The organism is Anaerospora hongkongensis (assembly GCF_004339805.1).
Lineage (GTDB): Bacteria > Bacillota > Negativicutes > Sporomusales > DSM-15969 > Anaerospora > Anaerospora hongkongensis.
This window is the reverse complement of record NZ_SLUI01000017.1, coordinates 22,678-48,093: the sequence shown is the minus strand read 5'-3', so window position 1 is coordinate 48,093 and position 25,416 is coordinate 22,678. Positions and strand designations below refer to the sequence as shown.

The window sequence follows — 25,416 nt, the reverse complement described above, 5'->3', positions numbered from 1 at the left end:
CCCTCCTGATGTTATACAATTTTTACGCAATACTGATGTTGTTCCATAATCTCTTTAATTGCATGCATATGATCTTGATCAGCCGTCTCCAGTTCCAGTTGGACGGCAGCATTGCCTAATGCAACACCACCGGTTTCCCGGTCATGGGTAACCGTCAGCACGTTGGCTCCCGTATCTGCTGTCAGCTTAAGCAGCTGCCATAACGAACCAGGCTTATCAGGGATTACAATATGAAATACGGCTTTACGACCTGACTTTGCCAAGCCCTTATTGATAATCCGGGACATCATATTGACGTCAATATTACCGCCGCTGACAATTGCTGCAATCTTGCGGTTTTCAAATACCTCCAGCCTGTTTAAAACCGCTGCAACGGCAGCAGCCCCCGCGCCTTCGGAAATCGTCTTGATCCGCTCCATCATCAGCAGAATCGTACTGGCGATTTCTTCTTCGTCAACGGTTACAATATCGTCGACATAGCGTTGTACAAGTGCAAAGGTCAATTCACCAGGAGTTTTCACCGCAATTCCGTCAGCGATTGTCGGACAGCCATTGCAGGTTACAATGCGCTTATTGGCAACTGCTTCTGCCATGGACGGCATATTTTTTGTTTGTACGCCAATGACTTTAATGCCGGGCTTAAGCTGCTTAATTGCTGCGGCAATACCGGCAATTAACCCCCCGCCGCCAATTGGCACAACCACCGCCTCTACATCAGGCAAGTCTTCGAGAATTTCCAGGGCAATCGTTCCCTGCCCGGCAATTACCATCGGATCATTAAAAGGATGGATAAAAGTCAGTTGTTTCTCCGCTTGCAAACGGCACGCCTCTGCATAGGCCTCATCATAGACGCTGCCATGCAGAACAACCTGCGCACCGTAAGCCCGGGTGGCTTTTACTTTAGACAAGGGTGCATTTTTCGGCATAACAATCGTTGTCGGTATCCCGAAGAGAGTACCGCCAAGTGCTGTTCCCTGGGCATGGTTGCCTGCCGATGAAGCAATAATCCCCATTTTTCTTTCGTCTGCGCTTAAGTTAGCGATTTTATTATAGGCGCCGCGCAACTTAAACGAACCAGTACGCTGCTGATTTTCCAGCTTCAAATAAATCCGATTGCCCGTCATATCGCTTAACGTATTGGTGTAAGCCAGCTCGGTCCGGCAAACGACTCCAGCCAGTGTTTCCCGGGCTTTTTGTATTGCTTCTAATGAAACATTCATTTCAGCATCTCCTTCGTGATGGTAGCTCCAATCCTCACCGACAACAGCATCGTCTGAGGATCATTTGTTTTCGATAATCAATTTTGGTTACTGCTTCCTCCTTTACAAGGAATTCTATCTATTCAAGGCACGGTTTGCCTCAAATACCCTAGTCAACATAGCTCGCCAAAATTCACCGCTAAAACTTTATCATGATAATTTTTTCTTATTATGACAGAGCAAAAAAATGGAATCAAATTTACTATTATTTACCGGACAGATAGCGATATATCGTACTTTCTGATGTTTGCAGCGTACTGGCCACTTTGGTAATGGCTCCCTTTATTTTAAAGACTCCGTTGGCGTTCAATTTTTGGACGACAGCAATTTTTTCATTGATTGACATTCTTTCTACAGGCATATCATACTCACCAATGATTTTTTCAATCGCCGAGTCAACTACGTTTTCAATGGAAGTCTGCAGTGACTCCACTACTTTTTCATCTTCTGCCACAACTGTACCAGCAAGCGTATGATTGGTAACCAAAGCATTAATCAGCTTGTCAGCCAGATTATTAACCGCCATACCATCAGGTGACAGTAGAATATTTACACACAGCATCCCGATAAGTTCACTATTCTCATTCTTAATAAAATAGGTAGATGACCGTAATTTCTCGCCGCTGGCCGTACGGCTTAAATAGTTGACGATTGCACTTTGGTGAATATACGATTTCTTTTCCAGCAGCTCCAAGCCCAGATCCGTTAAGGGACAGCCAATCTGCCGCCCGCTGATATAACCGTTGCGAACTGCTATGACCGAATTCTGCACATCGACAACATCATGCAACAGCACTTCGCAGTTTGGCCCGATAATATCTGCAATAAAATTAACTAGTGGAATGTATGTTTCGAGTAGTTTCATCAATATGCTCCTTATATTGTCTGAATTTATTTTACTTTTGTAATATTATATAATTATCGATCAATTCCTTTTTTTGTAATAAAAAATTATTACTACGACAAAAAAAAATAAACCCCCGCCTGGAAACAGCCGGCTGAATATCAGCCGCTGTCAGGCGGAGGTTTACTATTTTATGATCCGATTAAAACTTCAAAGTTGCGCCAATCGCTACTTCGTCCTTATCCCGGCCATGTTCAGGCATAAAGTTGGTGTATGTGGCATTCAGATCCAGGTTGGATGCCAAGCGGTAGCTGGCACCTGCCTGCATTTCGCTGAACTTATCACCAGTAATCACCGAAGCAAAACCATTCAGCTGCGGCGCTAGTGAACCCTGCAAGCCCAAGCCGAGATACATGGCCGAATCCCGATAGTCAAAATCACGGTTACCGATTATTCCTCTCAGATTACCGGTAAATTCATACTGACCATATAAATCCTTCATATCGCCATAATAATCACGATCAATAGACTGATAACCTAATGTAAAACGGTCAGTTAATTTATGTTCAATGTAAAATGCATCCCCGCTCAACCCTACTGCCGTCTGCTCACTATCCAAATTGTTAAGCGGAGCGGCAAAACTCGAACCTGCACTTAAAATAACGAATGCTCCTGCCAAAAGTAAACTTTTTTTCATTTGAAAAACCTCCAAGACATGTATTTGTCCATCAAAAGTATTTATTTGATAGACTTACGGAATTATTTACCTCTATTGACTATATCGTACAACTTTTAGAATTTCTTTAGAAATTCTTATAAATTGCACAAAATTATTCGTAAATAATTGGTAAATAATTAGCTGGTTTTACATCTATTCTAGTTCAGAATCTAAATCAATCTCGTCTTCCTCTACCAGCTCCTCTACTCCTACCTCAATTGGCAGTGCAGCTTTCCCGGCAACGAGCAAATCCCGGATTTTGCCTTCAATTTCATCGGCAACCTGTTTGTTATCTTTAAGAAAATCTTTGGCGTTTTCTTTGCCCTGCCCCATGCGGGTGCTGCCATAAGAATACCAGGTTCCACTTTTTGCAATAATGTCCATACTGGAGCCAATATCCACAATACTGCCTTCCCGAGAAACGCCGCGACCATACATAATATCAAATTCAGCCGTTCGAAAAGGCGGCGCAATTTTATTCTTGACGACTTTTACTTTTGTCCGGTTGCCAATCACATCATTACCGGACTTAATGGCTTCTCCTTTGCGAACCTCAATACGAATACTGGCATAGAATTTCAAAGCTCTCCCGCCGGTTGTCGTTTCCGGATTGCCAAACATTACGCCTACCTTTTCCCGTATCTGGTTAATGAAAATCGTAGTGGTTCTGGATTTGCTGATAATCCCGGTCAGCTTTCTTAGTGCCTGAGACATTAGGCGGGCATGCAGCCCCACATGCGAGTCCCCCATTTCCCCTTCAATCTCCGCCCGTGGAACAAGAGCTGCAACAGAATCAATAACCACAATATCAATCGCACCGCTGCGTACAAGCGCTTCGGCAATTTCCAAAGCCTGCTCGCCGTTGTCGGGCTGAGATATCAGCAGTTCATCCGTATTCACACCGAGCGCTTTGGCATATACCGGATCAAGCGCATGCTCGGCATCGATAAAAGCAGCAATGCCGCCCAGCTTTTGAGCCTCTGCAATCATGTGCAGGGCAACAGTCGTCTTACCTGAAGATTCCGGTCCATAGATTTCTAAAATACGGCCTCGTGGTACACCACCAACTCCCAAAGCAATGTCCAGTGCCAGTGCACCGGTTGGCATCACTTCAATATTCATTTTGGCGGCTGCCTCGCCCAGTTTCATAATGGAACCTTCACCGTAATCTTTTCTTACTTGCTTCAGTGCATTTTCAAGCGCCTTTTCTTTTGTCATACCTGATTTATTTAAGCCAAAGTCTTTCTCTGCCATAATACCCTCCGCTCCAGAACATTCGTTTGGTTTTACTATATCACGGAACATTTGTTCTGTAAATAGATAAAAGAAAAACTGCTCAAAAAGAACAGTTATAGCGAGTATTTATTTTATTATTTCATTATTCCTAAGCCAAAACCCTTGCTTCCTCCTGCAGCGCCTCTACCGGTTTCTTGTTACCCCAATAACTGGCCAGCAGGCTTCCTGTCATGTATTCCCAAACCGTCATAACCGCTCCCGGCAGTGCCGCCATGGGATCAAGGTGAGCCATCGCCAGCGCTACGGCAAGCCCTGAGTTCTCCATGCCAATTTCAAAAGTAACTGCCCGGGACTTTTTCTCAGACATGCCAACCGCTTTACCAGCGTAATAACCAAATACCAGGCCGGCAATATTGTGAATTGCCACCGCCAAACAAAGGACAAGCGCCATTGTTGCCATTCTGGCCGCATTTAAAGCAACTACCGAAGACATGATGGTAATGATGAAAACAACCGAAACTGCCGGAACAACTTTTACAAGCTTCTCTACTAATTTAGGTGCCGCAGTATGCATGGCGATCCCAATGCTGACGGGAACTAAAACGATTTTAACAATATCCAGCAGCAGTGCGCCGATATCGATTGGAATCATCGCACCAGCGAGAAAGGAAAAAATATACGTGGTGAGTACCGGCGCCAATATTGTATTGACACTGGAAACAGTGACTGACAGGGCCGTGTCTCCTTTTGCAATATAGGTCATAACATTGGAACCGGTACCGCTCGGGCAGGCCCCCAGCAATACCATCCCCGCGGCCAGCGCTGGCGACAATCCCAGTATCTTAGCTACGCCAAAACCGACAAGCGGCATAATTAAATAACGGAAAAAGACCCCGTAAAACACATCTTTGGGCCGGGTCAAAATTAGACGGAAATCCTCAAGCGACATTGTCAGCCCCATACCCAGCATAATGATCCCCAGCATGTAGGAAATATTCTTGCCAATCGGCTTAAACGGTTCGGGATTATAAAAAGCAATAACTGATATCAGGATCACCCACAGCGTCATATACTTGCAAATAAAGTGCGCCAGTTTCTCTAAGAATTTCATCATTCATCCTCCTAAAAATAAAGTTACAAATCAAAAAACCTCTTGCCCTTTAAGTCAATAGACTTAAAGGGGCAAGAGGCAAGCTTCTCGCGGTACCACCCTTTTTACAGATAAAAAAACATCTGCATCTCTCATCAGGTCTAACAACCTTAGCAGAATAACGACTGCACTCCTCACGGAGCTGAGACCGGCGCAGCTTACTTCTTACGATTCAGCCTTGCTGTTCAGGAGTGATTCTTGCATCTCTAGTGTTGCCGGTTCGCACCAACCACCGGTTCTCTGAAACGTTCAAAATACAACGTTCTCCCTCATCACATTTCAAATATATAGTTGTATAGAAATCATTTATTCATTCCAAATATACATCATTAATCACCAACTGTCAACATGTAAAGTTTTAGTCCGCGTTCATATTTTAAACTGCCCAAGGCAGAGGAGCCGATCTCCTAGTCTTATCCGGCCCGTTGTATTTTGATACCATTTCCGTGATCCCATTCAGCAAATCCAATTCCGGTGAGTCACGGTACTGGAAAAATCCAGATGAGAAGTTTCCAGCTATTTCAGCCACGCTTCCCGGAATGCCAGCTTGCCGGGGGAATACTTTGCGGATGATTAAATACATTCTCAGGATCATATTTTTCTTTTATTCTGCGAAGTCTGGCAAAGTTATTTCCATAATACGCCCATCCGAAGTCCTCAATATACTCATCCGGAACATTTACATAGGAGCCCACAACAAAAGGCTCCAGCTGCTCACGGGTTCTCTCTACCATAGCAATGTTGCGCCGGGCATCAGAATCTTCACTCCAAGAGGAGTTCCACTCTAAATAGTATTTTGGTCCCCGCCAAAAAAATGCCGTATCTTCAGGAGAAATCCTGGCTGCTGCTCCTCCCCAGTTTAAAAAGAAGAAACCCGCTTCAGTGCCGGTGGACTCTTCCAGAAAGCGGCGCATAATCTTAACTGCCTCGCATGGCAATAGATCATATGCCCAAGCCGAGGAAAACTTAGTACTCTGATCAGATCTTCCTGGAATTGGTTCGTCAGGTATTAAATATTCTACTGCATCCGGATAGTCTAGTGTTTCGATATATACGGTCGGAGAGCCGGTACTGGTCAAAGGATCTAACAAGCAAGTCAGTTCTTGTTTGGAACCAAGAAATAGCCCTTGTGCATGCAGCAATCCATTTACCTTACTTAAGGCTTCCATATATGTGCCTAATCGGCTATCAACAAAAGGGGCCCATTCTTGCCATGCTTCAAAAACGATTTCCAATTGATCCCATGGCCAAATAATCTGGAATACGGTTGCTTTGGCAGGGGCATTATGCACCTTGAATTTATATGCAGTATTAATTCCAAAGTTGCCGCCGCCGCCACCACGGGTTGCCCATAACAAATCCGAATTCGTCGACTCGTCAGCATAGATAACGCATCCTTCATAGTCAACCATTTCTACTCCCACGAGATTATCACTAACAAGACCAATTGACCGCAGCAGCAGTCCGATCCCTCCACCTGCCGTAATTCCGCCGATACCAACTGTCGGACTATCGCCAAAAGGGGCCATATAGCCTTGTTTCGCCAGCCATTTTACCAGAGGTCCTACATGTACACCGGTTTGGACGACAGCTTCTTCCTCCTCTTCATTCACCCACACCTGATCCATACTGCTCACATCAATGACAATTCCGCCTTTTACCACGGAAAGATTTTTGTCTAAGGCATGACGTCCACTGCGAGTCCGAATGGGTACGCAATTTTCTTGCGCCCATTTTACAGCATTACTTACATCCTCTGTACATCGCGCAAAGACAAAAACGAGAGGAAACGTGTCAACATATGGATTCCAATTTTTGCACGCCTGTTCGTATCCTAATTCTCCTCGGAAAATAACCCGGCCGGTTAACTGCGTTTTTCCTTTCACTATTGTCACTCCTTCTAATTGCTACTCAGCACCTTGTTTTTAACTAATGCAAAAAATATCCATCGCCTTATGATATGGTATTATGTCTTCACGTGTTCCTCTCAGCCGTAAAGATTATGCCAAAATCCTCCACTCAGCATCTACAGACTTAACACCTATACTCATCCAGTATTGGCAAACTTATTATCTTGTAAAAAGCAGCTAAATGCCGATATACTGATAAGTGGTTATTGCAATTTGTAGATGTGTTTGAGAAAGGAATGCTTAAATGGATGAACAATATTATGAAAAACTGCTACATATAAAAACCGCGGGCGAACAAAAAATATTCAATGAATCACCGCATTATAACAGATATGAACCGACTTCCTACTCTGTCTTAGAAACATTAGCTGAACAATATCCTTTTACAGCAGAAGATCATATCGTAGATTTCGGCTGCGGCAAAGGCAGGTTTAATTTTTACATCAATTATTTTTTTGATTCCACCGTCACAGGAATAGAAATGAGTCCCTTCTTCTATAAGCAGGCAGTTCAGAATCAGCGAGCTTATCTTCAAAAGCAGAATAAGAAAGCAAATAAAATTACTTTCATTAACGCTTTAGCGGAAGATTATCCAATCAGCCCCAAGGATAATAAATTTTACTTTTTCAATCCTTTTTCCTTACAAATATTTACGAAGGTTGTCCGCACTATTTTGCTTTCCGTAAAAAACCAACAAAGAACAATCGATCTTATCTTGTATTATCCGTCCAATGAATATCTAGATTTTTTAGAAACGAATACTTCTTTTACCCTTTTTAATACCATAAAAGTTTCTGCTGATCATGATCCTCGCCAGAGCTTTTCCGTTTATAGGTTAAAGTGACGTATCCAACAGCAATTCTCTTGTCATGATCCTTGATTTTTTTCCTATCACTGAAGGAATATGTAGAATTATCGTGAATTATGTTGTGTAATGTTTGCGTACAGCATCGTAAAGGTATGCTGCAGAAGGGAAGTAATACTATTAAAGACAATTTCATAACAAAAACAATTTGCTGTCATCGAATGAAAATCATTGGACTTGTTTTGATTTTTTGCGTAGAATTGTCCCTTTCGTTCCGATTCTTTATTCGTGAACCAGTATTTCCGATGAATATCTTTATTGTTGATGCATCAAATGCTATTTTTCGTGATTTGCTGTTAGTCAGTATTTTTTTACTTGTTAAAAACAATATTAGTCGTATCAAACAAGTTGTCAAAGATTACTTCCCTATCGTGATTATTGCCGCTCTTTGGACCGCTATTTCAATGGTCATTATTCACTCGTTAAATTTACTATGCAATATAATGACACTTATCGCCCTGCTTGCAGGAGTAATCAATAACAGCCTGCTCGTCCTGGCTGCAGGCGTTCTATACACCAAGTGGAGTACGCGATCAACTAAAGCAGTTTATTTCCTCGCCTATTTGATTACCCTTTTATTTTTTTATAGTGATACCGCCTACTTTCTTGTTACATCAAACCATATTGAGAAGATGCTGTTTGAAAACCTCAATAACTACTCCATTCTTAGTGTGATTCATACAACAGACAAGCTGATTTTTTTCGGTATAGGAATCAGCCTGATTTCACTCCTTCTTTTATTCCGCACTCCGAATAAAAGGCATTATGGACCTGCAGGAAATTCGGCAGCTATTATTTTACTCATTTGTCTCACAGCGAATTTGATTAATTTTGCTACAGCCTACTTCTATCCCAAACTGCTGCTTACCAATGGCTACGACGAGGAGGCCGAACTGGAACGGGCAAGAAACGCCTCGCGGAGCCTGCTTTCCCAATCGGTGGCCCTCAACCTGGCACAAGAATTTTTGCGCGATGACGAAAGGCTGGTAGCTGCGTCCAGCCAGCTTTATCGCGTAGCCTTCTCGGAACATGAAACGCTCCTGTTAAGTGACCTGGGCATTAAAGTTGGTGAAAAACCGGCTGCTGTGCCCAACGTTTTTCCCTATGATAAGATTATTATGATTGTCGGTGAATCTTTGCATCGCGATTACTTGCATCACTATAACCCGTTAATTCCGGCAGAGGCAACGCCATTTTTAGATAGTTTAGTGGCAGCGTACCCCCATTCCGATCGCTATTACACCTCCAATAAGCCGACGACTCAGGGACTCAATTCCCTTTTTCTTTCCCAGCTTCTCTACACCGAAGACCAGGCCTTTGAAAACAATAGCACCCTATTCCGCGTTCTTGAGAAGAATGGGTACGATACCTTATTTTTAGAGGCTACAAGCCAGTATTACAATGATGAATTCCGGGCCTATAAAAAACGTTTTGGAATGAGTACTTACAGAGCAAAAGAAGATCTCGAAAAAGAAGGCTATATTGGCAGCAGCGGCTGGGGCTTCCACAATGACGTCATGTATGAGGAAACGGTCCGGATTATGGAGCAAAATCGCAATAAGAAATTTTTCATGGTAACCAAAACCATTGATTCTCATCAGCCCTATCCTTATTGTGGCTTGACTGATGCAGATATTCCGGCGGCCATAAAAGATCAGCCGAATAATGTTTATCTGAAAGGAATTTATTGGGAGAATATTACTTTGCAAAAATTCTTCCAGGATCTTAAGGACCGGAACTTATTGGATGATAAAACGCTGATTGTTATTACAAGTGATCACAATCCTCATCCAAGTCAAAATGCTCATTATAAGCGTCTGGGCGAAGGCGATCTCAGTTTAACCTTAGCTCCCCTCCCGCTAATTTTTGTCAGCAAGAATCTAAAGCCTTTTGAAAATTTCAGCGGCACTGCTTATGCAAGTCAGATTGACTTTGCTCCTACACTGTTAGGCATACTTGGTATTCCTGCGCCTTCGGATTTTTCCGGAAGAAATATGATTAATGTTCCGGAGGAAGGCAGCTATGCAGTTGGCTTTTTAGGCGATACTATTTATTACTGGTCAAGTGATTTCCACATGAAAACAGATATGTATAACGGTAAAGATCAAAATCCATCTGAAAAGGCTCTTATCCACTGGGTCCAGGATTTATATGCCAAATACTTCGTTGGCGATTCCGTTCGTGCCCTTCAATAACAAATCCCTCTCACTTGTAGGATAAAGCCTGCAAGCGGGAGGGATTTTTATCTGTCTTCGAGATTTATTTTTTAATTTCGGTCTGGTCAATCAGCTCGCCATTTTGCTTAAAGGCAGCTACCTTCAGAGCAGCCTGTGAAGCTTCAAGCACAAGATAGTTGGGCATATCAAGCGGATTATAATAGACTTCATCCATGGGTTTTTGCGGTGATTTATCCCATGTTTTTTCCCCGCTCCGCCCCGTCGTAATATAGACGGTCCCGGCAGGGTCACGCCTGCCGTTTTTTAGTGCCGCCGTGCGCGCATAAGAGTGTACATGCCCGGTAAATACGAGATCCACATGATAGGTATCGAACAAAGGAGCAAATGCACTGCCATTCTCATCAAGCGGACCATTAAAAGGATGTTTCCATATCCCCCGGTGCATAAGAACGACTTTCCACTTTTTCTGCGTCTGGGCTAGATCTTTTTGCAGCCATTTCTGCTGCTTTTTTAACAAATCAGGATACCAGCTGCGCAATTCCTCCGATTGCGTATTGAGTACAATAAAATGAACATCCCCATAATCATAGGAATAGGCATATCGTTCCAGTCCGGACGGTCCGTTGCCAGGTATGGCAAACAGGGTGAGGTAATAAGTCGGCAAGGCCATCTTCCAATCGAGATTATAAGCCTCATGATTGCCCATTACCGGGGCGGTGGGAATTGCCATAGAAAGCTTTGCTGCTCCATCAAACCAGGCATTCCATTGATAATCATCCTGCCCATTATCAACAAGATCACCCATATTCACAAAAAATGCGGCATCAGGAACTCTTTTCCAGGCAGACTGGGCTGTATTCGCCCACTCTTTATAATCAACCGATTGGGAATCTCCAAAAATCAGGGTCTTAAATGCTGTCGTCTCTGGCTCTGTTCTAAATTCTTGCCAGGGTGATTGCCTCTTACCGGTAGATACACGATATTCATACTCAGTTCCCGGTAACAGATTCTTTGCGTGCGCCGTATAGAGAGTATAGGGCTTGCCGCCATTATAAACAGGCAGCTCTGCCGCCTCTGCTTTAACTACTGTACTGTCTTTCGCTTGTTTGGCCCGGACTTCCAAGCTGCCCGGACTTCCCATAGCTGCTGTTTTCCAGGAAATTGTCCGTTCATGCTTCATATCAGCTGTTATGACCTGCATGATTTGCCCTGCGTCGCTGTCTAACCCCGTATAAGCCGACTTTGCGATAGAGAAAATAACCAAACCGGCCGCAATACAAGCAACCACAATACCCCATATATATTTTTTCCTTTTTGTCATTATCGCTGCCTCCTGCTACCAGCTTCTAGTATCGTTACCGTTTCAAGTCATATTATGAAGCTAACGGTTCAACTTTTGCGGTTATCTAAATAAGCCTATCTCCTAATAGATACCTACTGAATAACTAATAACTATGCAGCAGGAAGGTAATATCCAATCTGGTGAAAGTGATGATTACAACGCCCTACAGGTTTAAACTGTAGGGCGCACTCTTGTTATATACTGACTTAGACTCCCGTCACCGTAGAATAGTATGCCCATTGTCAAATCAAAAGAACCAGACGCCGCTTCCTACAAATTCAACAATTCTTTCAGGGAAGTGATTGCCCGTTCACAGCCTTCTGCCTGTCCAAAACCATACTGAGCAAAGATAAATGGGATTTTTGCCTGTTGAGTTGCCTCATAATCGCCTTGCGTATCACCAACATAGATAGCACTGGTGATGCCATTCCGCTGCATTAGCTGCAAGATATTGTTCCCCTTGCCCTTACCTGTATTGCCAAAGCATTCCCAGTCTTCAATATACGGTTCAAGGCCTGACTTTTTCATAAACAGCTCAATATAGCCTTCTTGGCAGTTGCTGACAATGAAGATGCGATACGCAGCTGCCAGTTGACGAATGGTTTGAACAACATCAGGGAAAAGAAGATTTTGGGTGCATTCTTCCAAAGCCGCATGTTCATACAGGCAGCACTTTTCCATCAGCCGTTCTTTCGCTGCATCATCAGCATCAGCAAATAAACTGTCGGCAATCGCCTTCATTGTTTTACCAAATTCTTTTTTTAACACGGAGGAACTTACCACTGTCGTTGTACCGCCCACTTCCGCAATTGCCTGATTCCAGGCTTGGGCTACCACTTCGGTTGTATCCCATAAGGTACCATCAACGTCGAAGATAATACTTTCTATAATAAAAACCTCGCTTTGTACGCCTAGTTAAGTATAACCGTAAATTTATGGACTGGTGGTTGATCATTAGTTATGCATATACCGGCAAAATTCCTGCAAAAAAGCCTTCCGGCATCTGACGGAAGGCTTTCACTGTAATCTTTGATTAGTGGGAAAGGGACTCGCCGGTTTTTTTCTTCGCATTGTTGCGGATTTTGATTGTACCAACAATAATTTCCGGAAGCAAAACAAAAAATAAGCCAATATACCCGACTGAGCCATAGCCTTTCACCACAATATTCGTTAGTCCAAATACCGATATGCCTGTGCACAAAGCAATAGTAAAAAGAGAAATAGCAATCCTGCGCGCTTTGAGGCTTTTCAATATATTTCTTTCAACAAGCACAGGCTCAAAACGGGCAACAGTAGAAAACACCAGTGAAATACCTGTACCCAGCAAGGCAACAAATAAGATTACACTGTACAAAATCTTAAGCCAGGGCACGTCAAGCTGGGTAGTAACGTAATATACGGGCAGCGTCTGCTTAAGCGCCTCGGGACTAAAACCCAAAAGCATAATGCAGACAACAACCAGAAAAAGTCCATTTAATAAGGTTCCGAAAAACATAAATTGATTGCATTCTTTCGTAGTTTTAATATTATGTGCAACCGAAATGATCGGCAGAACGGTAAAAGCCTGAAAGCCAATATAAATCATCATATACCAAACTGCATCCCAAAAACTTGTGCCAAAGGTTTCCTGCGTCGCTACAATACGCTGGAAGTTGAACGAACCGGTCTTAATACCAAGGAAACAGAGAATGAGTAAAGTAACAATTAAGAAATAGGTTTTGAGATTGAGAACTTTAATAATCAAATCACTGCCAAAAATAGTCAGCAGCAGCAATACTGCACCAACAGTTACAATACCGATGCCATAAGGAATTCCCAGAGAGCTTTTTAATAAAGCGCCTGAACCGGCTATGGACGTACTCACGCCGCAAGCAATCAGCATGATAAAGCCAAGCTCAAATACCAGGGAGAAATATTTTTCATATGGATGAAAAAGAGCATCGCCAAAACTCTTATAATCATAGGTCTGATAATCTTTTGCCAGAACAAGGGCATTTCTGTGCCCCCAGCCCAAAATCGCCATAGCCACAATTGGTAAAAATATCGAATACCAGCCATATTTCACAAAATAATTTACTTCCTGATTACCGGTGGCAAATCCGCCGCCGCTATGCGTGGCAAACCAGACAGCTGCCATGGCAAAGGCTATACTTATTGATTGATTTCCCATAATAGTCCTCCTAAACTAGTGAATGAATACAAAAAGCCCCTATTGACAATTCATGTCAATAGGGGCGACGTTACTTCGCGGTACCACCCTACATAAGGCTCATTCAGCATACTGGTAAGTATTAGCTGTATCTTTAACGCAGACATACGCTATTGCCTATATAAGGATTACCCTTACTTTCAGCAACAGAATTCCCGGGTGAGTGGGCAAGTATACCTGCACCGGTTCGCACCAACCACCGGCTCTCTGGGCATTGAATAGCCTGCCTGTTCCCATTCATCATCTTTACCATTATCGGTTTTCACATCATTACGCGCCTGCAGGACGAGTGTAACTTTGTAACTTTATCACATTATGCCATGTACTTACCTGACTGTCAAGCATTATAAAATAAAGCCTCCACCTGCTAGAGAACACTGCTCTCGGTCTGGTGAAGGCCTTCTCCGTTTATTGTTACTAACTAAAAGGATTACTTTGTGCTTAGAAGCTCAACTGCAGCTTTGCTTAACAAGGCAGTGGCCGTAACTAAGCTTTCTTCTTCAAAATCGAAACGGGAGTCATGATGCCCTGCCGCTAGTTTAGTGCCAACCATCAGGTAAGCAACCTGCCCTCCCTTTTGCTGTACCCGTTCCATAAAGTAAGTACAATCCTCGCTGCCGCCAATGTTGCCTTCCGGTAATATGCTGTCAAACAAGTTACTTTCTGCCGCAACCTGCTGCAACCGCGTGACCAGTGCGGGAGTATTTTCGCAATTAGCCGCACCGCCCATGGGCGCTACAGCAAGCTTAACCTCATACATTGCTGCGGCGGCCTCTAAGATGGTGAGTGCTCTTTTGTACATATATTCATTGATTTCGCTGGTTGTGCCGCGCGTTTCCAGTTTTAATACCGCCTTATCCGGTATAACGTTTCGTCCGGTTCCAGCCTGTAACACCCCCACATTGATCCGTGAAGCCCCCTGGCTGTGGCGGGAAATAGCGTGCAAATTCAAGGCCGCCGTGGCTGCCGCCAATAAGGCATTGCTCCCTGTTTCCGGTGCAGCGCCGGCATGAGCAGGCACACCGGTATAAACGGCGTCAAGTTTTGTCGTCGCCAGAAAACCCACTGTATTGCACGTCATCGTCCCCATTTTCTTCAGTCCAATGCCTAAATGCAAGCCAACAAAAAAATCCACATCATCTACAATACCGCGCGAGACCATTGCTTTTGCGCCGCGCACCCCTTCTTCGGCAGGCTGGAAAATCAGCTTTACCGTTCCGGCAAGCTGTTGTTTTGCTTCTACTAATACCTCTGCCAAAGTTAAGCCGATCGAAGTATGACCATCATGCCCGCAGGCATGCATCGCTCCTGGATTGACCGATGCAAAGCCTTCCCGCCAAGGCCGATGCTCGTCTGCAGTCGCTTCCAGTACGTCATTTGCATCCATATCAAAGCGGAATGCAACAACCGGTCCTGGCTGAGCAAAGTGCAGCACGCCCATCACACCGGTTTTCCCGCCCTGCATTTTAGCGACCCACTGGGGATCAGCACCTTGCGCTATTGCTCTTTCCTGATGGTTGAGCAATTCCTGCTCAGACGGTACTCCCATCATAACCTCAGCCTCAATGACTTCTGCGCCCACGGATACCTGATAACCGAGACGGGTTAAGGTTTCAGCCACAATCGAAGCTGTGCGGAATTCAGTCCAAGCGGCCTCTGCATGTTTATGAATATCGCGCCGGCGACTGACCAGTTGTTCTTTTTTGGCTTTTACTAATTCCAAAATATCTGTCTGCATTGTTTAGCTCCCCTCGTCAGTAGTTTACGGTTGCACAATAAAGGCAAGCTATACAGCGTTTCCACTGTACAGCTTGCAGTAAGGCTGTCTTTTTCTCTACTAGTACATTAACAAGGCCATACCGATAATCATGGAGCCTACCATCGGCAGCCAATTGCGTTTGGTAACTTCCATTGGATTAACCCCGGCAATACCGGCTACAATGATCGTTGCACCGGCAATCGGCGACATCGTACGTCCAAGTGTACCGCCTAAGGTAGCCATACTACCCATTTGCATAACTTCCATGCCAAAATCGGCTGCATGCGGCGTAACTGCCTGATTGAACGCCATTGTAGCCGCATCGCCTGATCCGGTGACAAAGCCCAGGAGAAAAGGACCAACAGCAGCACAAATCTTGACAATGGCCGGATTATTCAGCATAGCGGTAATAAAAGCTTTTACTAGTCCCATGGAAGTCATACCGGACACAAATACTCCGGCAGCAATGATAATGCCAATGATTTCACCGTAGGCTTTGCCCATACCATCAAAAAAGGCATTGCTCAGTCCTACGGGATTTTTCCGGGTAACTAAAAGCGACAATGCGCACCCGATGATCATGGCCTGTGGAACATCGGTTTTTAAGGCAGGTATCAAAGTAGCGCCTAACAGAAGCAGTACAATCGGAAACATTGGCATGGCAGCATACAGCAAATTTACTTTAAAGCTGCTGTCTACTTCCAGTCCATCTGCATGGTATCCCTTATGCTCTTTTTTATAGTAGGCAATAGCTGTAATACACAGCGCAGCAACAATTAACGAGGCAATATTTGCCTTAAACTGAAAGGCAATGACTTCCATAACCCCTACACCGGCAATTTTAGCTACCACCGGATTATGGGCCAGTCCTGGATTCAGCATACTGCCATAAGTACCACACTTAACCGCAGCCGCCGCCATGGCAGGGTGCACACCGGCAGACATCATCAACGGTACGAAAATCGCACCCGCTGCAGCTGCAGTTCCTGCTGCGCTTGGCAAAGCCACATTAACCGCGAAGGTTGCCATTACCACACCGGGAATTAAGAGGGGACGAACTTTTCCCAAACCGCTGGCCATGAGATTAATCAAATGTTTGTCACATTCCGTATACCGCATAACCATTGCAAAACCCATTACAGAACATACGGCCTGAATCAGACCGGCATTCGTCATGTCTTTGGCAAAAGCATTTAAAGCCGCCATAGGGGTGCCTGCCACGCAGGCCATAACAATACCGGATACCAATAGCACTAAACGCGCATCATAGCGTTTGATTAAGAAATAAATGGTAATAATGACCAAAATCACACCAATAGTAAGCATCATCTCAAACACCTCTCCCCTTATTGCACTGAACTTATTCCGCGTTATTCTCCGACATTTGCTCCTTTCTGTAGTTCTAAAATAGTAAAACAGCGTGACAGCACTACAAACTCCACTTTCAGCCCATTTATGGATATTTCCATTAACAGGCAATGAAAAAACGAGGTTCGACTCGTACTGTAAAACAAAAGCCCTCGTACAAAATACGAGAGCGACGTTGCTTTGTAATATTTACTATACTAGTCTTTGTTATTCTTGTCAATATGTTAAGCTGAACTTATCTTGCTGAGGAAAAATAACCTAATAGTAACGGTATATTAATCCGATACAGTTTACGCGGCCGCCCCTTAGCAATCATCTCTTCCCCGGCTAACTCAGCCAGACTATTGTCCACTAATATCGTAAGGATTCTTCTGGCACTGCGGGATGTGATGCTCAAATAGACGGCTAGATCTTCAGCTCCGATAGTGTCGGTGTCCAGCTTATCAATCACTGCCAGTAACCGGTTTACGGTAGTGACGCTGAGGTTTAGCTGATCAGCAATCCGCTTGCAGGCTGCAGTATCCGCCTGCACGGAATACTTAAGATGGACAGCCGAGCTCAAGGGACCGATCACTTCCCGCTCATCATTTACCGCCATCCATAGCCCCTTGCCTTTCTGCTGGGCAATGCCCAGTGCATGAAAGGCATTTTGTTCGGCATCATAGGCCGTATCGCCGAAACCAATACCGCCGCAGACTGCAGCCTTTACCTCACAGGCTATTTTTTCGAATATGGGTATGGTGGTGAGTTCATTTGTAATGTCCTCCAGTATGCCGCGTGTGGAATACAGGGTATATTTCCCATCACCACGATTAACAAGCGACCCTTTCAGCATTTCCGCATAGTCAACTAAAATCTTGTACAAGCACATTTCCATGCGCTTTACATTATAGCTTGAACTGGCGCGTACAATATTATCGTATTCGTCAATGGCAATTTCCTGTATTGCCAACTGACTGCCTTTAAAGCGTTGCGCCAGGCAGGAATTGATTGCCACATCAAGCGTAGTGCGGATATTACTCCGCGTAGTCCACACCCGGAAAGCCGGCACCCCTAATTCTTTTAGCCGATCATAAGTTTCCAGAAAACACGTAACGGCAATATCGATCTTGCCCGCCTGCCATAATTCATAGTGATAATTCGCAAACTCCTTGGACGAAGCCACATCGGAAAATGGTTTAACATATATGGTAGGCAGCGGTAGATTGATATCTTTAAAAGTTTCTTCTACCTCCAACTGGCTAAAGGTATCAAAGCTAATCCTACGCAGCTTCAGATTTTGAATATATGTAATTTCAAACAAGGCCCGGTATAAACTGGAACCGGTATGGGGCAGATAAAACAACGGCTTATGTGTGGCAACAGACAGTGCATAATGATAGGGCACAATACCTGAAAATAACCACATATCAAACTCCGGACAACGGGTCTGCATAATAGCGGGAACTTGCGCTGCATCCTGATAAACAATTCCCTCAGGTAATAAGATATCGCTTCTCTCCGTTGCTACCGAGTAGGCCAAGGCTACCGAATCAGAGGGCCCGACAATGGCCATTCGTATTTTATCCATGTGTTCTTCTCCAAATCTTTTTGAAATCAAAGCATGCTTGCACGGACTTACAAGGTTATTTTTTACTTGATATTAACTATAAAAAACTCCACCTAATGTTATAGAATTATATCTATTATACACCAGATGGAGGCAAATTTAACGAGATCCCTTCTGCGCCTTGAAACTCATTTTTTCTCTTGGAACATGCATAAACTCAATTTTTTTGCCAGTATTTCTAAATTATCATCATCAGTTAACATCGATATATGGTCTCCAGGCGTTTCATAAACCACTAGCCCACCATCAGCCATTCCGTTCCACCCAAGCTCCAGGTCGGTTTCTTTGAGAGCAAATGGATCGCCTAATGCCCGAAATAAAGTCAATTGTCCTGGATAACGTAGAGGCACGTAACATAAATTTCTATATTGAACAATCCTTTTCCACCGTTTTCCTACTTTAGTTAATTTCTTAGATTCCTGATTAGCTCCCACTATTCCCCTGACAGCTTCTCTACGCAGTCTATGAAGAATATAGTCAATTTTAGTATGCAAATCAGGCATCGCTCGCAATCGCTGCATATAAAATGTTATCCAATGCCATAGACCTTTTCTTATTTTGGGTTTTGCCTTTAGTGGATATATTTTATGATTTCTCGTATCAAGCAGAGCTAAAGCCACTTCCTGATCCTGACGATAAAGCTGCTGCGCCACTTCAAAGGCAATAGTTCCACCAAGTGAATATCCTGTCAAATAATATGGTCCCTTTGGCTGTACACGGCGAATTTCTTGAACATAACTTGAGGCAATTTCTTCAATCGTTTCGGAGGCAGTTTCACTATATTCATCCATTAATCTCAAGGCGTATACAGGCTGCTCCTTACCAAGATATCCGGCAATTTTACGGTAATGGGATATATGACCGCCAATTGTATCAATCGTAAAGAGCGGTGGTTTGTTCCCTGCAGTCTGCAGGGGCACTAGATGCAAATAAGGACTTACTTCCTGTTCGTATGATAAAAAGCTAACTAATTTTTCAATAGTATCATGCTCATATAGTAGCGATACGGGTACATATCTGCCAAAAGTTTCTTCTATTTGCACTGATAAAAAAGTGGCAGTCAGCGAATCTCCGCCTATAGTAAAAAAGCTTTCATGAATCCCTATATCTGATTTTTTTAAAATTTTTTGCCAAATGTCCATCATTTTATGTTCAAGTGCATCGCAGGTTGGATTTTTTACTCTTCCAGAATTCGCGGTATTTATAGTAATCCCTAATTTTTCAGCCATACTAAGGCGGTTTATCTTTCCAGTGGCTTCTTTAGGGATATTGTCAACAAACAAGACCTTATGGGGGACCTTATAATAAATTAGATGTTTACTAGCATATCGTTGCAGTGCATCCTCGCTGATTCTCTTTTCCCCTTGCGTTACAATCGCAACAGCAACAACTTCCCCCAGACTTAGATGCTCAATTGCAAACGCTACAACTTCTTTTACAGCCGGATGTTGCAATAGAACTTCTTCTATTTCCCGTGGTGATATTTTGGCGCCGCCACAATTGATAATTTCTTTAAACCGCCCGTTTATATACAAGTAACCGTCATTATCGAAATATCCTTGATCCCCAGTCCGGAACCATCCATTTTGAAAAGACTTTACATTGGCAGCAGCGTCATTCTCGTAGCCAGAAAAGACACTTGCGCCCTGAATGACAATTTCTCCACTAACACCGGCAGGAAGCAAGTTGCCGAATTCATCCATAATCGCAACTTTACAACCGGCAGGCTTACCAGCGGAGCCCAATTTCCGCAGGCCAGGCGACAGAGGATTAACAGCAATCTGGCTCACCGCTTCACTAGAGCCATAACCTTCAATAATGGGAACTCGTAAAGCACTCTCTATTTTTTGTGCTAACAGCGGTGGCAAAGCAGCTGATCCACACCTGATAAATCGTAAAGAATGAACAACCGCCGGCTGCCCCATGTGCTCCCATTGTTGTAATACTACCTGATGAGTAGTTGGCACAGCACTGTACCAGGTAGGTGATAATTCAGACAACCACCCAAAAAATTGACTGGCGACAAGGCCATTTGTACATATAATGCTGCCACCTGCAAACAGCGTTGACAGCAATGACATAACCAGCCCCCCGGAATGAAACAGGGGCATAACATTGAGGCAGCGATCTTTTGAAGACAACAGTAAGGATGACACAATATTTTTAGTGCAACTATAAATGTTACTATGGGTTAAAGGAACAATTTTAGGTTTTCCTGTTGTTCCTGATGTAAACAGAATTAAGGCCACATCTTCCGGCTTAGAATATTCTACTGCTTTTTGACATTCGGGTGGTGCATTTATAATATCAAATATCCCGGCTTCATCGCCTTCACATTTTACTGTTATGATTTCTATCCCAAGCTCCATTGCGGCCGTTGTTGCCTCCGTAGACAGCCCATAGGCCATAACAAGCGCCTTCGCCTTTACTGCCGATAGATATGTTTTAAACTCACTTAAAGAAGAATGCGAATTCATAGGCACACACACTGCAACCGAACCTATTGCTAAAAAAGCAGTTGCCATTTCCGGACCATTATTCATCACTAATGCTACCCGGTCAGTATGAGTTATTCCTAATTGTTGCAAAGCACTGGTCGTTTTAACCAGGTGCTGAAATAATCGATCATAAGTAATCGATTGTTTTTGTGGTGCTAAAATTGCTGCTGCATTAGGTGTTTTCTGTTTGTAACCGGCAATTAGATCAATGAACATGTTCCATTTACTCCAATCCGCATAAGGTTTATTGTATTAGACTGCGCAATTGTAAGTATAGCAGTAAAATTGTATCTGATATTACAAAAAAATTATAAAATTTTTCTTTATTTTTCAGACTTTTCTTTGTCCGCCACCTTGTTAACCTTGCTCGACTGCCCTAAATAGCAAAAGCTCCCCGCCAAAATGCGGAGAGCTCATAAGTCAATAATTTTTGGATTCGAATGTTATGACAAGGAAAAGGCTTCCCTTTCTTCTGCCATAAACCGGATTGCATCTGCTTCTGTTAAAGGCTTGCTGAACAAATACCCCTGCGCATAACCACAGCCATTGGCAGAGAGATATTCCAGTTGTGACTCAGTCTCAACCCCCTCTGCGATAACATTCATATTCATAGTGTGTGCCATACCGATTATGGAACTGATAACCTTTGCTCTTTTGGGATCTGAGGCTATTACATCAATAAAAGATTTATCAATTTTCAGTGTTTCAAAAGGTAATCCAAACAAATACGACAAAGAGGAAAATCCCGTGCCGAAGTCATCTAACAATAAAGGAATCCCCAGCTGTTTAAGCTGCATAAGCTTAGCATTTGCTCTTTCGAGAGAGGACATGCAGATACTTTCTGTAAGTTCAATTCCCAGCATCTGCGGTTTGATACCGGCTTCCTGAATAGCATTCCGAACAATAGAAATGAAGTTGTCATCCTCAACTTGCTTAGCAGATACATTTACTGCAACACAAATATTATCCCATCCCTCGTCGACCAAGCGGCGAGCAAATAGACAGCCTTCATGTAGTACCCATTTGCCGATACTATGTATAAGCCCTGATTGTTCTGCAATTGGAATGAATTGTAAGGGAGATACTGAGCCATACTCTGCACTGTTCCAACGCAAAAGTGCTTCGAAACCACTGACTCTTCCTGTGGTGATGTTAATTTGCGGCTGATAAACTAAAGTATACTCTTCACGTTCCAGCCCGCAGCGCAAACCATCAATTAACTGTATCCTTCTATACGTTTCACGCAGCATTCCCTCCGTATAGAATTGCCAACTGTTTTTTCCGCCTTCTTTTGCTGCGTACATTGCATTATCCGCATTTTTAATTATTACTTCCCTGGAATCTCCATCATGAGGAAAAATTGCAATTCCAATGCTAACCGTCAATTGGAAACGTGTTCCCGAATTTTCGTGGTCCACTTTTAGCGACTTGCTGATTACATTTACTATTTGACTAATTTTATTCCGGTCATGAAGCTCACGCAGCACAACAATAAATTCGTCACTGCCAAGCCGGGCGACAAAAGCATCCTCAGGCACTATTTTTTGCAATCGCGAGGCAATCAGAGCAATCACCATATCTCCCGCTGTATGTCCGCAAGTATCGTTGACCAGCTTTAAATCATCTATATCAATAAATAATATACTTCCTGCCGTATTACCTAACTTCGCTTGTTCCATTTCCCTATCCAGATATTCGTTTAAACTATGGCGGTTAGCCAGCCCGGTTAGCGAATCAAAATACGCCATCTGCTTAATAAGTTCCGCTTGCTGGCTGCGTTGCTTCTCGATTGAAACCCATTCTGTAATGTCCTGATTAATACCATGTACCCGGATAACTTGCCCTTTACTATTGCGCGTAAACCGCCTCCGAACAAGGACATTTCGTATCTCGCCGCCCTGTTGAATAATCCTATGTGTTACATCAGCAGGACACTCCAAATCCGTAGCGGACAGAATATTTTTTTCGTTTTTTAGCAGCAGCCTGTCTTCAGGATGTACAAATTTATTGACATAAGTATCAAAAGACATATACCGTCCTTCGCAGGCAGTGTTTGTGAGATAAAGCGCATAAAATTCATCTTCAAATTTAAAAATATCCAGATCCGGTTCATATTCCCACGGGCCTAGTCCGACCAGTCCGGCAGCTGCAGATAATTTATTGCGGCTAATCAATAAGTCTTCTTCCTGTTGTTTCCGTTCCTGTTCAGCCAGCACCAATTCAGAGACATCACGTACTAAAGCAACATAGCAGCACTGACCATTAAACATCATACAACAAACCGATAGTAAGCCATAAACAGTATGCCCGTTTCTATGACAAAATTTTACGGTCATATCACGAACCCTTCCATGATGCCGCAACGTTTTCTCAAAATGCCGTTGTTCTCTTACATCCAACCAAAGACCCAAATCAGAACACTTTTTGTTGAGTAATTCCTCCCGGTCAAACCCACTCATCCGAGTAAATCCTTCATTAACCTCCAGATAAGTTCCGTCCTGGCGAATAATTGCGAAAGCATCCGACAACATAGAAAATAACTGAGTAAGCTTTAAATATTTCTTTCGGCTTTTGCGGATAACCTGAAATCCAAATATGCCATCTAACAGAGCTAACACCTCATTCCTACCATACTTTATAAGACAGTGCTTTTTGAAACACCGGTTGGATATAGTAAATAGACATCATTCCAATTGTAGAATGATGTCCCGTCAAAAACAACAACTCCTCTTATTATACTTGAAACTTGGCAACTTCCGCTTGAAGGTCTTGTGCCAGCTTGGATAAGGTTTGGCTCGATGATGCAATTTCTTCCATTGATGCCAACTGTTCCTCTGTTGCTGCCGAAACACTCTGCGACTCTACCGCCGATGACTTACTAAGCCTGTCAATCTTTTGGACTACTCCTACAATCTGCTGGCTGCCGCTGGCCATCTGTTGAATAGCTGCTGATATTTCCCGAACCTGAGCCGATACTTGAGAAACAAGTTCAACAATTTCCCGGAACATATGGCCGGCAACGTTCACGACTTCGGCTCCCATTTTGACTTCTCGAGTGCCCTCATTCATTGCTACAACTGCTTTATCTGTATCCCCTTGAATCTCGCCGATTAATTGAGCAATCCGCCCTGCAGCTTCTTGCGATTGCTCGGCAAGCTTTCGAACCTCCTCAGCAACAACTGCAAATCCACGACCCTGTTCTCCCGCACGTGCCGCCTCTATGGCAGCGTTGAGGGCCAGCAAATTTGTCTGCCCGGCAATACCGGAAATTGTATCCACAATCTGCCCGATTTCTTTCGAGCGTTCGCCAAGCTTGGCAACAACATCAGCCGAAGTATTTACAGTATTCTCTAAGTGCGTCATTTGATTAACTGCCTTGTCGACTGATTTTTCACCTTCTTTAGCCTTGTCGGCAGCCTGGGCAGATTGTTCGGCAACAATATTCGTATTGGCAGCAACTTCTTCTATACCGGCGGACATCTGTTCTACAACCGCAGATGCTTCATTCGCGGCAGCAAGTTGTTCATTCGCACCATTAGCCACATCGTTAATTGATGCAGCAACCTGATTGGCAGCCTGAGCCGACTGTTGAGAGCTGGCAGTCAGTTCTTCAGAAGAAGCGGCTAATTGCTCCGCATTGGTATGAATCTGCGTAATGAGAGATTTAAGCTGCTCCACCATTGTATTAAAGGATAATCCCAATTTGCCAATTTCATCCTGGCGATCCACGCTAACCTGTTTAGTTAGATTCCCGTCAGCTACATTCTGAGCAACTACAGCCAGCTGATTAATCGGACGCGCAATGCTACGGGCAGCAAAAATTCCTATGATGATCCCCAGTACTGCTGCCAATAGTGCCGCAGCTACAGACGCTGCCTGTGCCTCACCGGCATGGTCTTCGGCCTCCTCCAGAATACCAGACATTTGTTTGTTTCGCATTTCCTGATAATCATCAAATTTATCAAACAAAATCAATGCAAGGGGGTTCATTTCATACTGCATAACAGCAAGCGCTTCTTCCATCTTCCCTTCCTTAGTCAAGGGAATATACTTTTTTTCAGCAAGCTCGAAATATTTGTTGCTGACTCCTTGCAACTCATTGGACAATCGTTTTCCGTCTACCGTAATCGATGCTTTCACTAGTTCGTCCAGGCTTTTCTTTATCACTTCAGATTTTTTCTGATAATCATTCAATAATTGCGAATCCCTGGTAACATAATAACCACGTAAATCAGCAACAGCATCACTGTAATCGGAATTTGCTTCAGTCGTCTGCAGGAGAAGCGGGAGAAATTTACCACGTACTTGTGCAGTAAATTTAGCTGCATCATTCACTTTCCAGATCGTATAAACAAAGCCAATAGTGGCAGTCAATACGACCAGTAAAAAATATGCTACCATTTTAGCTGTCAAATTCATCTTCATATTGTACCTCCATTTTGATAACCGCGTATTTTCTGGTTTTTATTAAC

General features: G+C 43.6%; 17 protein-coding genes and 2 other annotated features. Of the genes, 2 read left to right on the top strand and 15 right to left on the bottom strand.

The window, feature by feature from the left end; all coding sequences use genetic code 11:
* Positions 1-11: 11 nt before the first annotated feature.
* The 6 genes from ilvA to EV210_RS19620 form a co-directional block, all read right to left on the bottom strand.
* Entirely contained in the window at positions 12-1,220 is a 1,209-nt protein-coding gene (gene ilvA, locus EV210_RS19645; protein WP_132083065.1) for a threonine ammonia-lyase, read from the bottom strand.
* A gap of 244 nt (positions 1,221-1,464) precedes the next feature.
* Entirely contained in the window at positions 1,465-2,124 is a 660-nt protein-coding gene (locus tag EV210_RS19640) for a helix-turn-helix transcriptional regulator (protein ID WP_132083064.1), read from the bottom strand.
* 181 nt (positions 2,125-2,305) lie between these two features.
* Positions 2,306-2,800 (bottom strand): hypothetical protein, encoded by a 495-nt coding sequence (locus EV210_RS19635; protein WP_132083063.1) that lies wholly within the window; start codon positions 2,798-2,800, stop codon positions 2,306-2,308.
* A 174-nt stretch (positions 2,801-2,974) separates the two neighbouring features.
* Positions 2,975-4,075 (bottom strand): recombinase RecA, encoded by a 1,101-nt coding sequence (recA, locus tag EV210_RS19630; RefSeq protein WP_132083062.1) that lies wholly within the window; start codon positions 4,073-4,075, stop codon positions 2,975-2,977.
* Between the two features lie 130 nt (positions 4,076-4,205).
* Entirely contained in the window at positions 4,206-5,171 is a 966-nt protein-coding gene (locus tag EV210_RS19625) for a bile acid:sodium symporter family protein (protein ID WP_132083061.1), read from the bottom strand.
* Positions 5,172-5,232: 61 nt separating this feature from the next.
* Positions 5,233-5,489, bottom strand: a binding site (T-box leader).
* 239 nt (positions 5,490-5,728) lie between these two features.
* On the bottom strand, positions 5,729-7,093 hold the full coding sequence (locus EV210_RS19620) for an FAD-binding oxidoreductase (protein ID WP_132083060.1): 1,365 nt from the start codon (positions 7,091-7,093) through the stop codon (positions 5,729-5,731).
* A 268-nt stretch (positions 7,094-7,361) separates the two neighbouring features.
* Here EV210_RS19620 and EV210_RS19615 point away from each other — a divergent pair, with 268 nt between their 5' ends.
* Positions 7,362-7,961, top strand: coding sequence for an SAM-dependent methyltransferase (locus EV210_RS19615; RefSeq protein WP_132083059.1), 600 nt, complete (start codon positions 7,362-7,364; stop codon positions 7,959-7,961).
* A gap of 182 nt (positions 7,962-8,143) precedes the next feature.
* Positions 8,144-10,177: an LTA synthase family protein gene (locus EV210_RS19610; protein ID WP_132083058.1), complete on the top strand. Its 2,034-nt coding sequence runs from the start codon at positions 8,144-8,146 to the stop codon at positions 10,175-10,177.
* A gap of 64 nt (positions 10,178-10,241) precedes the next feature.
* On the opposite strand, the gene EV210_RS19605 is transcribed toward EV210_RS19610, so the two are convergent.
* From EV210_RS19605 to EV210_RS19565, 9 genes are all read right to left on the bottom strand, one after another.
* Positions 10,242-11,480 carry a purple acid phosphatase family protein gene (locus EV210_RS19605; protein WP_132083057.1) on the bottom strand — a complete coding sequence of 413 codons (1,239 nt, stop codon included), beginning with the start codon at positions 11,478-11,480 and terminating at the stop codon, positions 10,242-10,244.
* A gap of 291 nt (positions 11,481-11,771) precedes the next feature.
* Positions 11,772-12,377, bottom strand: coding sequence for an HAD family hydrolase (locus tag EV210_RS19600; RefSeq protein ID WP_279388518.1), 606 nt, complete (start codon positions 12,375-12,377; stop codon positions 11,772-11,774).
* Positions 12,378-12,534: 157 nt separating this feature from the next.
* Positions 12,535-13,671 (bottom strand): YkvI family membrane protein, encoded by a 1,137-nt coding sequence (locus EV210_RS19595; RefSeq protein ID WP_132083055.1) that lies wholly within the window; start codon positions 13,669-13,671, stop codon positions 12,535-12,537.
* 57 nt (positions 13,672-13,728) lie between these two features.
* Positions 13,729-13,960, bottom strand: a binding site (T-box leader).
* A gap of 180 nt (positions 13,961-14,140) precedes the next feature.
* Complete coding sequence (locus EV210_RS19590; protein ID WP_132083054.1) at positions 14,141-15,448, bottom strand: amidohydrolase; 1,308 nt, start codon at positions 15,446-15,448, stop codon at positions 14,141-14,143.
* Between the two features lie 99 nt (positions 15,449-15,547).
* The gene (gene dcuC, locus EV210_RS19585) at positions 15,548-16,798 is read right to left on the bottom strand and encodes a C4-dicarboxylate transporter DcuC (RefSeq protein ID WP_132083053.1); all 1,251 of its coding nucleotides are present in this window, start codon (positions 16,796-16,798) and stop codon (positions 15,548-15,550) included.
* A 274-nt stretch (positions 16,799-17,072) separates the two neighbouring features.
* Positions 17,073-18,407: a GTP cyclohydrolase gene (locus EV210_RS19580; protein ID WP_132083052.1), complete on the bottom strand. Its 1,335-nt coding sequence runs from the start codon at positions 18,405-18,407 to the stop codon at positions 17,073-17,075.
* Positions 18,408-18,574: 167 nt separating this feature from the next.
* A complete protein-coding gene (locus tag EV210_RS19575) occupies positions 18,575-21,160 on the bottom strand; it encodes a non-ribosomal peptide synthetase (RefSeq protein WP_132083051.1) in 2,586 nt (861 codons plus the stop codon).
* Positions 21,161-21,387: 227 nt separating this feature from the next.
* Positions 21,388-23,562: a sensor domain-containing protein gene (locus EV210_RS19570; protein WP_132083050.1), complete on the bottom strand. Its 2,175-nt coding sequence runs from the start codon at positions 23,560-23,562 to the stop codon at positions 21,388-21,390.
* 115 nt (positions 23,563-23,677) lie between these two features.
* On the bottom strand, positions 23,678-25,363 hold the full coding sequence (locus EV210_RS19565; RefSeq protein WP_132083104.1) for a methyl-accepting chemotaxis protein: 1,686 nt from the start codon (positions 25,361-25,363) through the stop codon (positions 23,678-23,680).
* Positions 25,364-25,416 lie beyond the last annotated feature (53 nt).

What these genes read in the sequence shown, in the direction of transcription:
- recA (WP_132083062.1), bottom strand. Translation starts at nt 4,075, where the DNA reads ATGGCAGAGAAAGACTTTGGCTTAAATAAATCAGGTATGACAAAAGAA.
- EV210_RS19615 (WP_132083059.1), top strand. Translation starts at nt 7,362, where the DNA reads ATGGATGAACAATATTATGAAAAACTGCTACATATAAAAACCGCGGGC.
- dcuC (WP_132083053.1), bottom strand. Translation starts at nt 16,798, where the DNA reads ATGATGCTTACTATTGGTGTGATTTTGGTCATTATTACCATTTATTTC.
- EV210_RS19635 (WP_132083063.1), bottom strand. Translation starts at nt 2,800, where the DNA reads ATGAAAAAAAGTTTACTTTTGGCAGGAGCATTCGTTATTTTAAGTGCA.
- EV210_RS19625 (WP_132083061.1), bottom strand. Translation starts at nt 5,171, where the DNA reads ATGATGAAATTCTTAGAGAAACTGGCGCACTTTATTTGCAAGTATATG.
- EV210_RS19575 (WP_132083051.1), bottom strand. Translation starts at nt 21,160, where the DNA reads ATGTTCATTGATCTAATTGCCGGTTACAAACAGAAAACACCTAATGCA.
- EV210_RS19595 (WP_132083055.1), bottom strand. Translation starts at nt 13,671, where the DNA reads ATGGGAAATCAATCAATAAGTATAGCCTTTGCCATGGCAGCTGTCTGG.
- EV210_RS19580 (WP_132083052.1), bottom strand. Translation starts at nt 18,407, where the DNA reads ATGGATAAAATACGAATGGCCATTGTCGGGCCCTCTGATTCGGTAGCC.
- EV210_RS19605 (WP_132083057.1), bottom strand. Translation starts at nt 11,480, where the DNA reads ATGACAAAAAGGAAAAAATATATATGGGGTATTGTGGTTGCTTGTATT.
- ilvA (WP_132083065.1), bottom strand. Translation starts at nt 1,220, where the DNA reads ATGAATGTTTCATTAGAAGCAATACAAAAAGCCCGGGAAACACTGGCT.
- EV210_RS19565 (WP_132083104.1), bottom strand. Translation starts at nt 25,363, where the DNA reads ATGAATTTGACAGCTAAAATGGTAGCATATTTTTTACTGGTCGTATTG.
- EV210_RS19610 (WP_132083058.1), top strand. Translation starts at nt 8,144, where the DNA reads ATGAAAATCATTGGACTTGTTTTGATTTTTTGCGTAGAATTGTCCCTT.
- EV210_RS19590 (WP_132083054.1), bottom strand. Translation starts at nt 15,448, where the DNA reads ATGCAGACAGATATTTTGGAATTAGTAAAAGCCAAAAAAGAACAACTG.
- EV210_RS19640 (WP_132083064.1), bottom strand. Translation starts at nt 2,124, where the DNA reads ATGAAACTACTCGAAACATACATTCCACTAGTTAATTTTATTGCAGAT.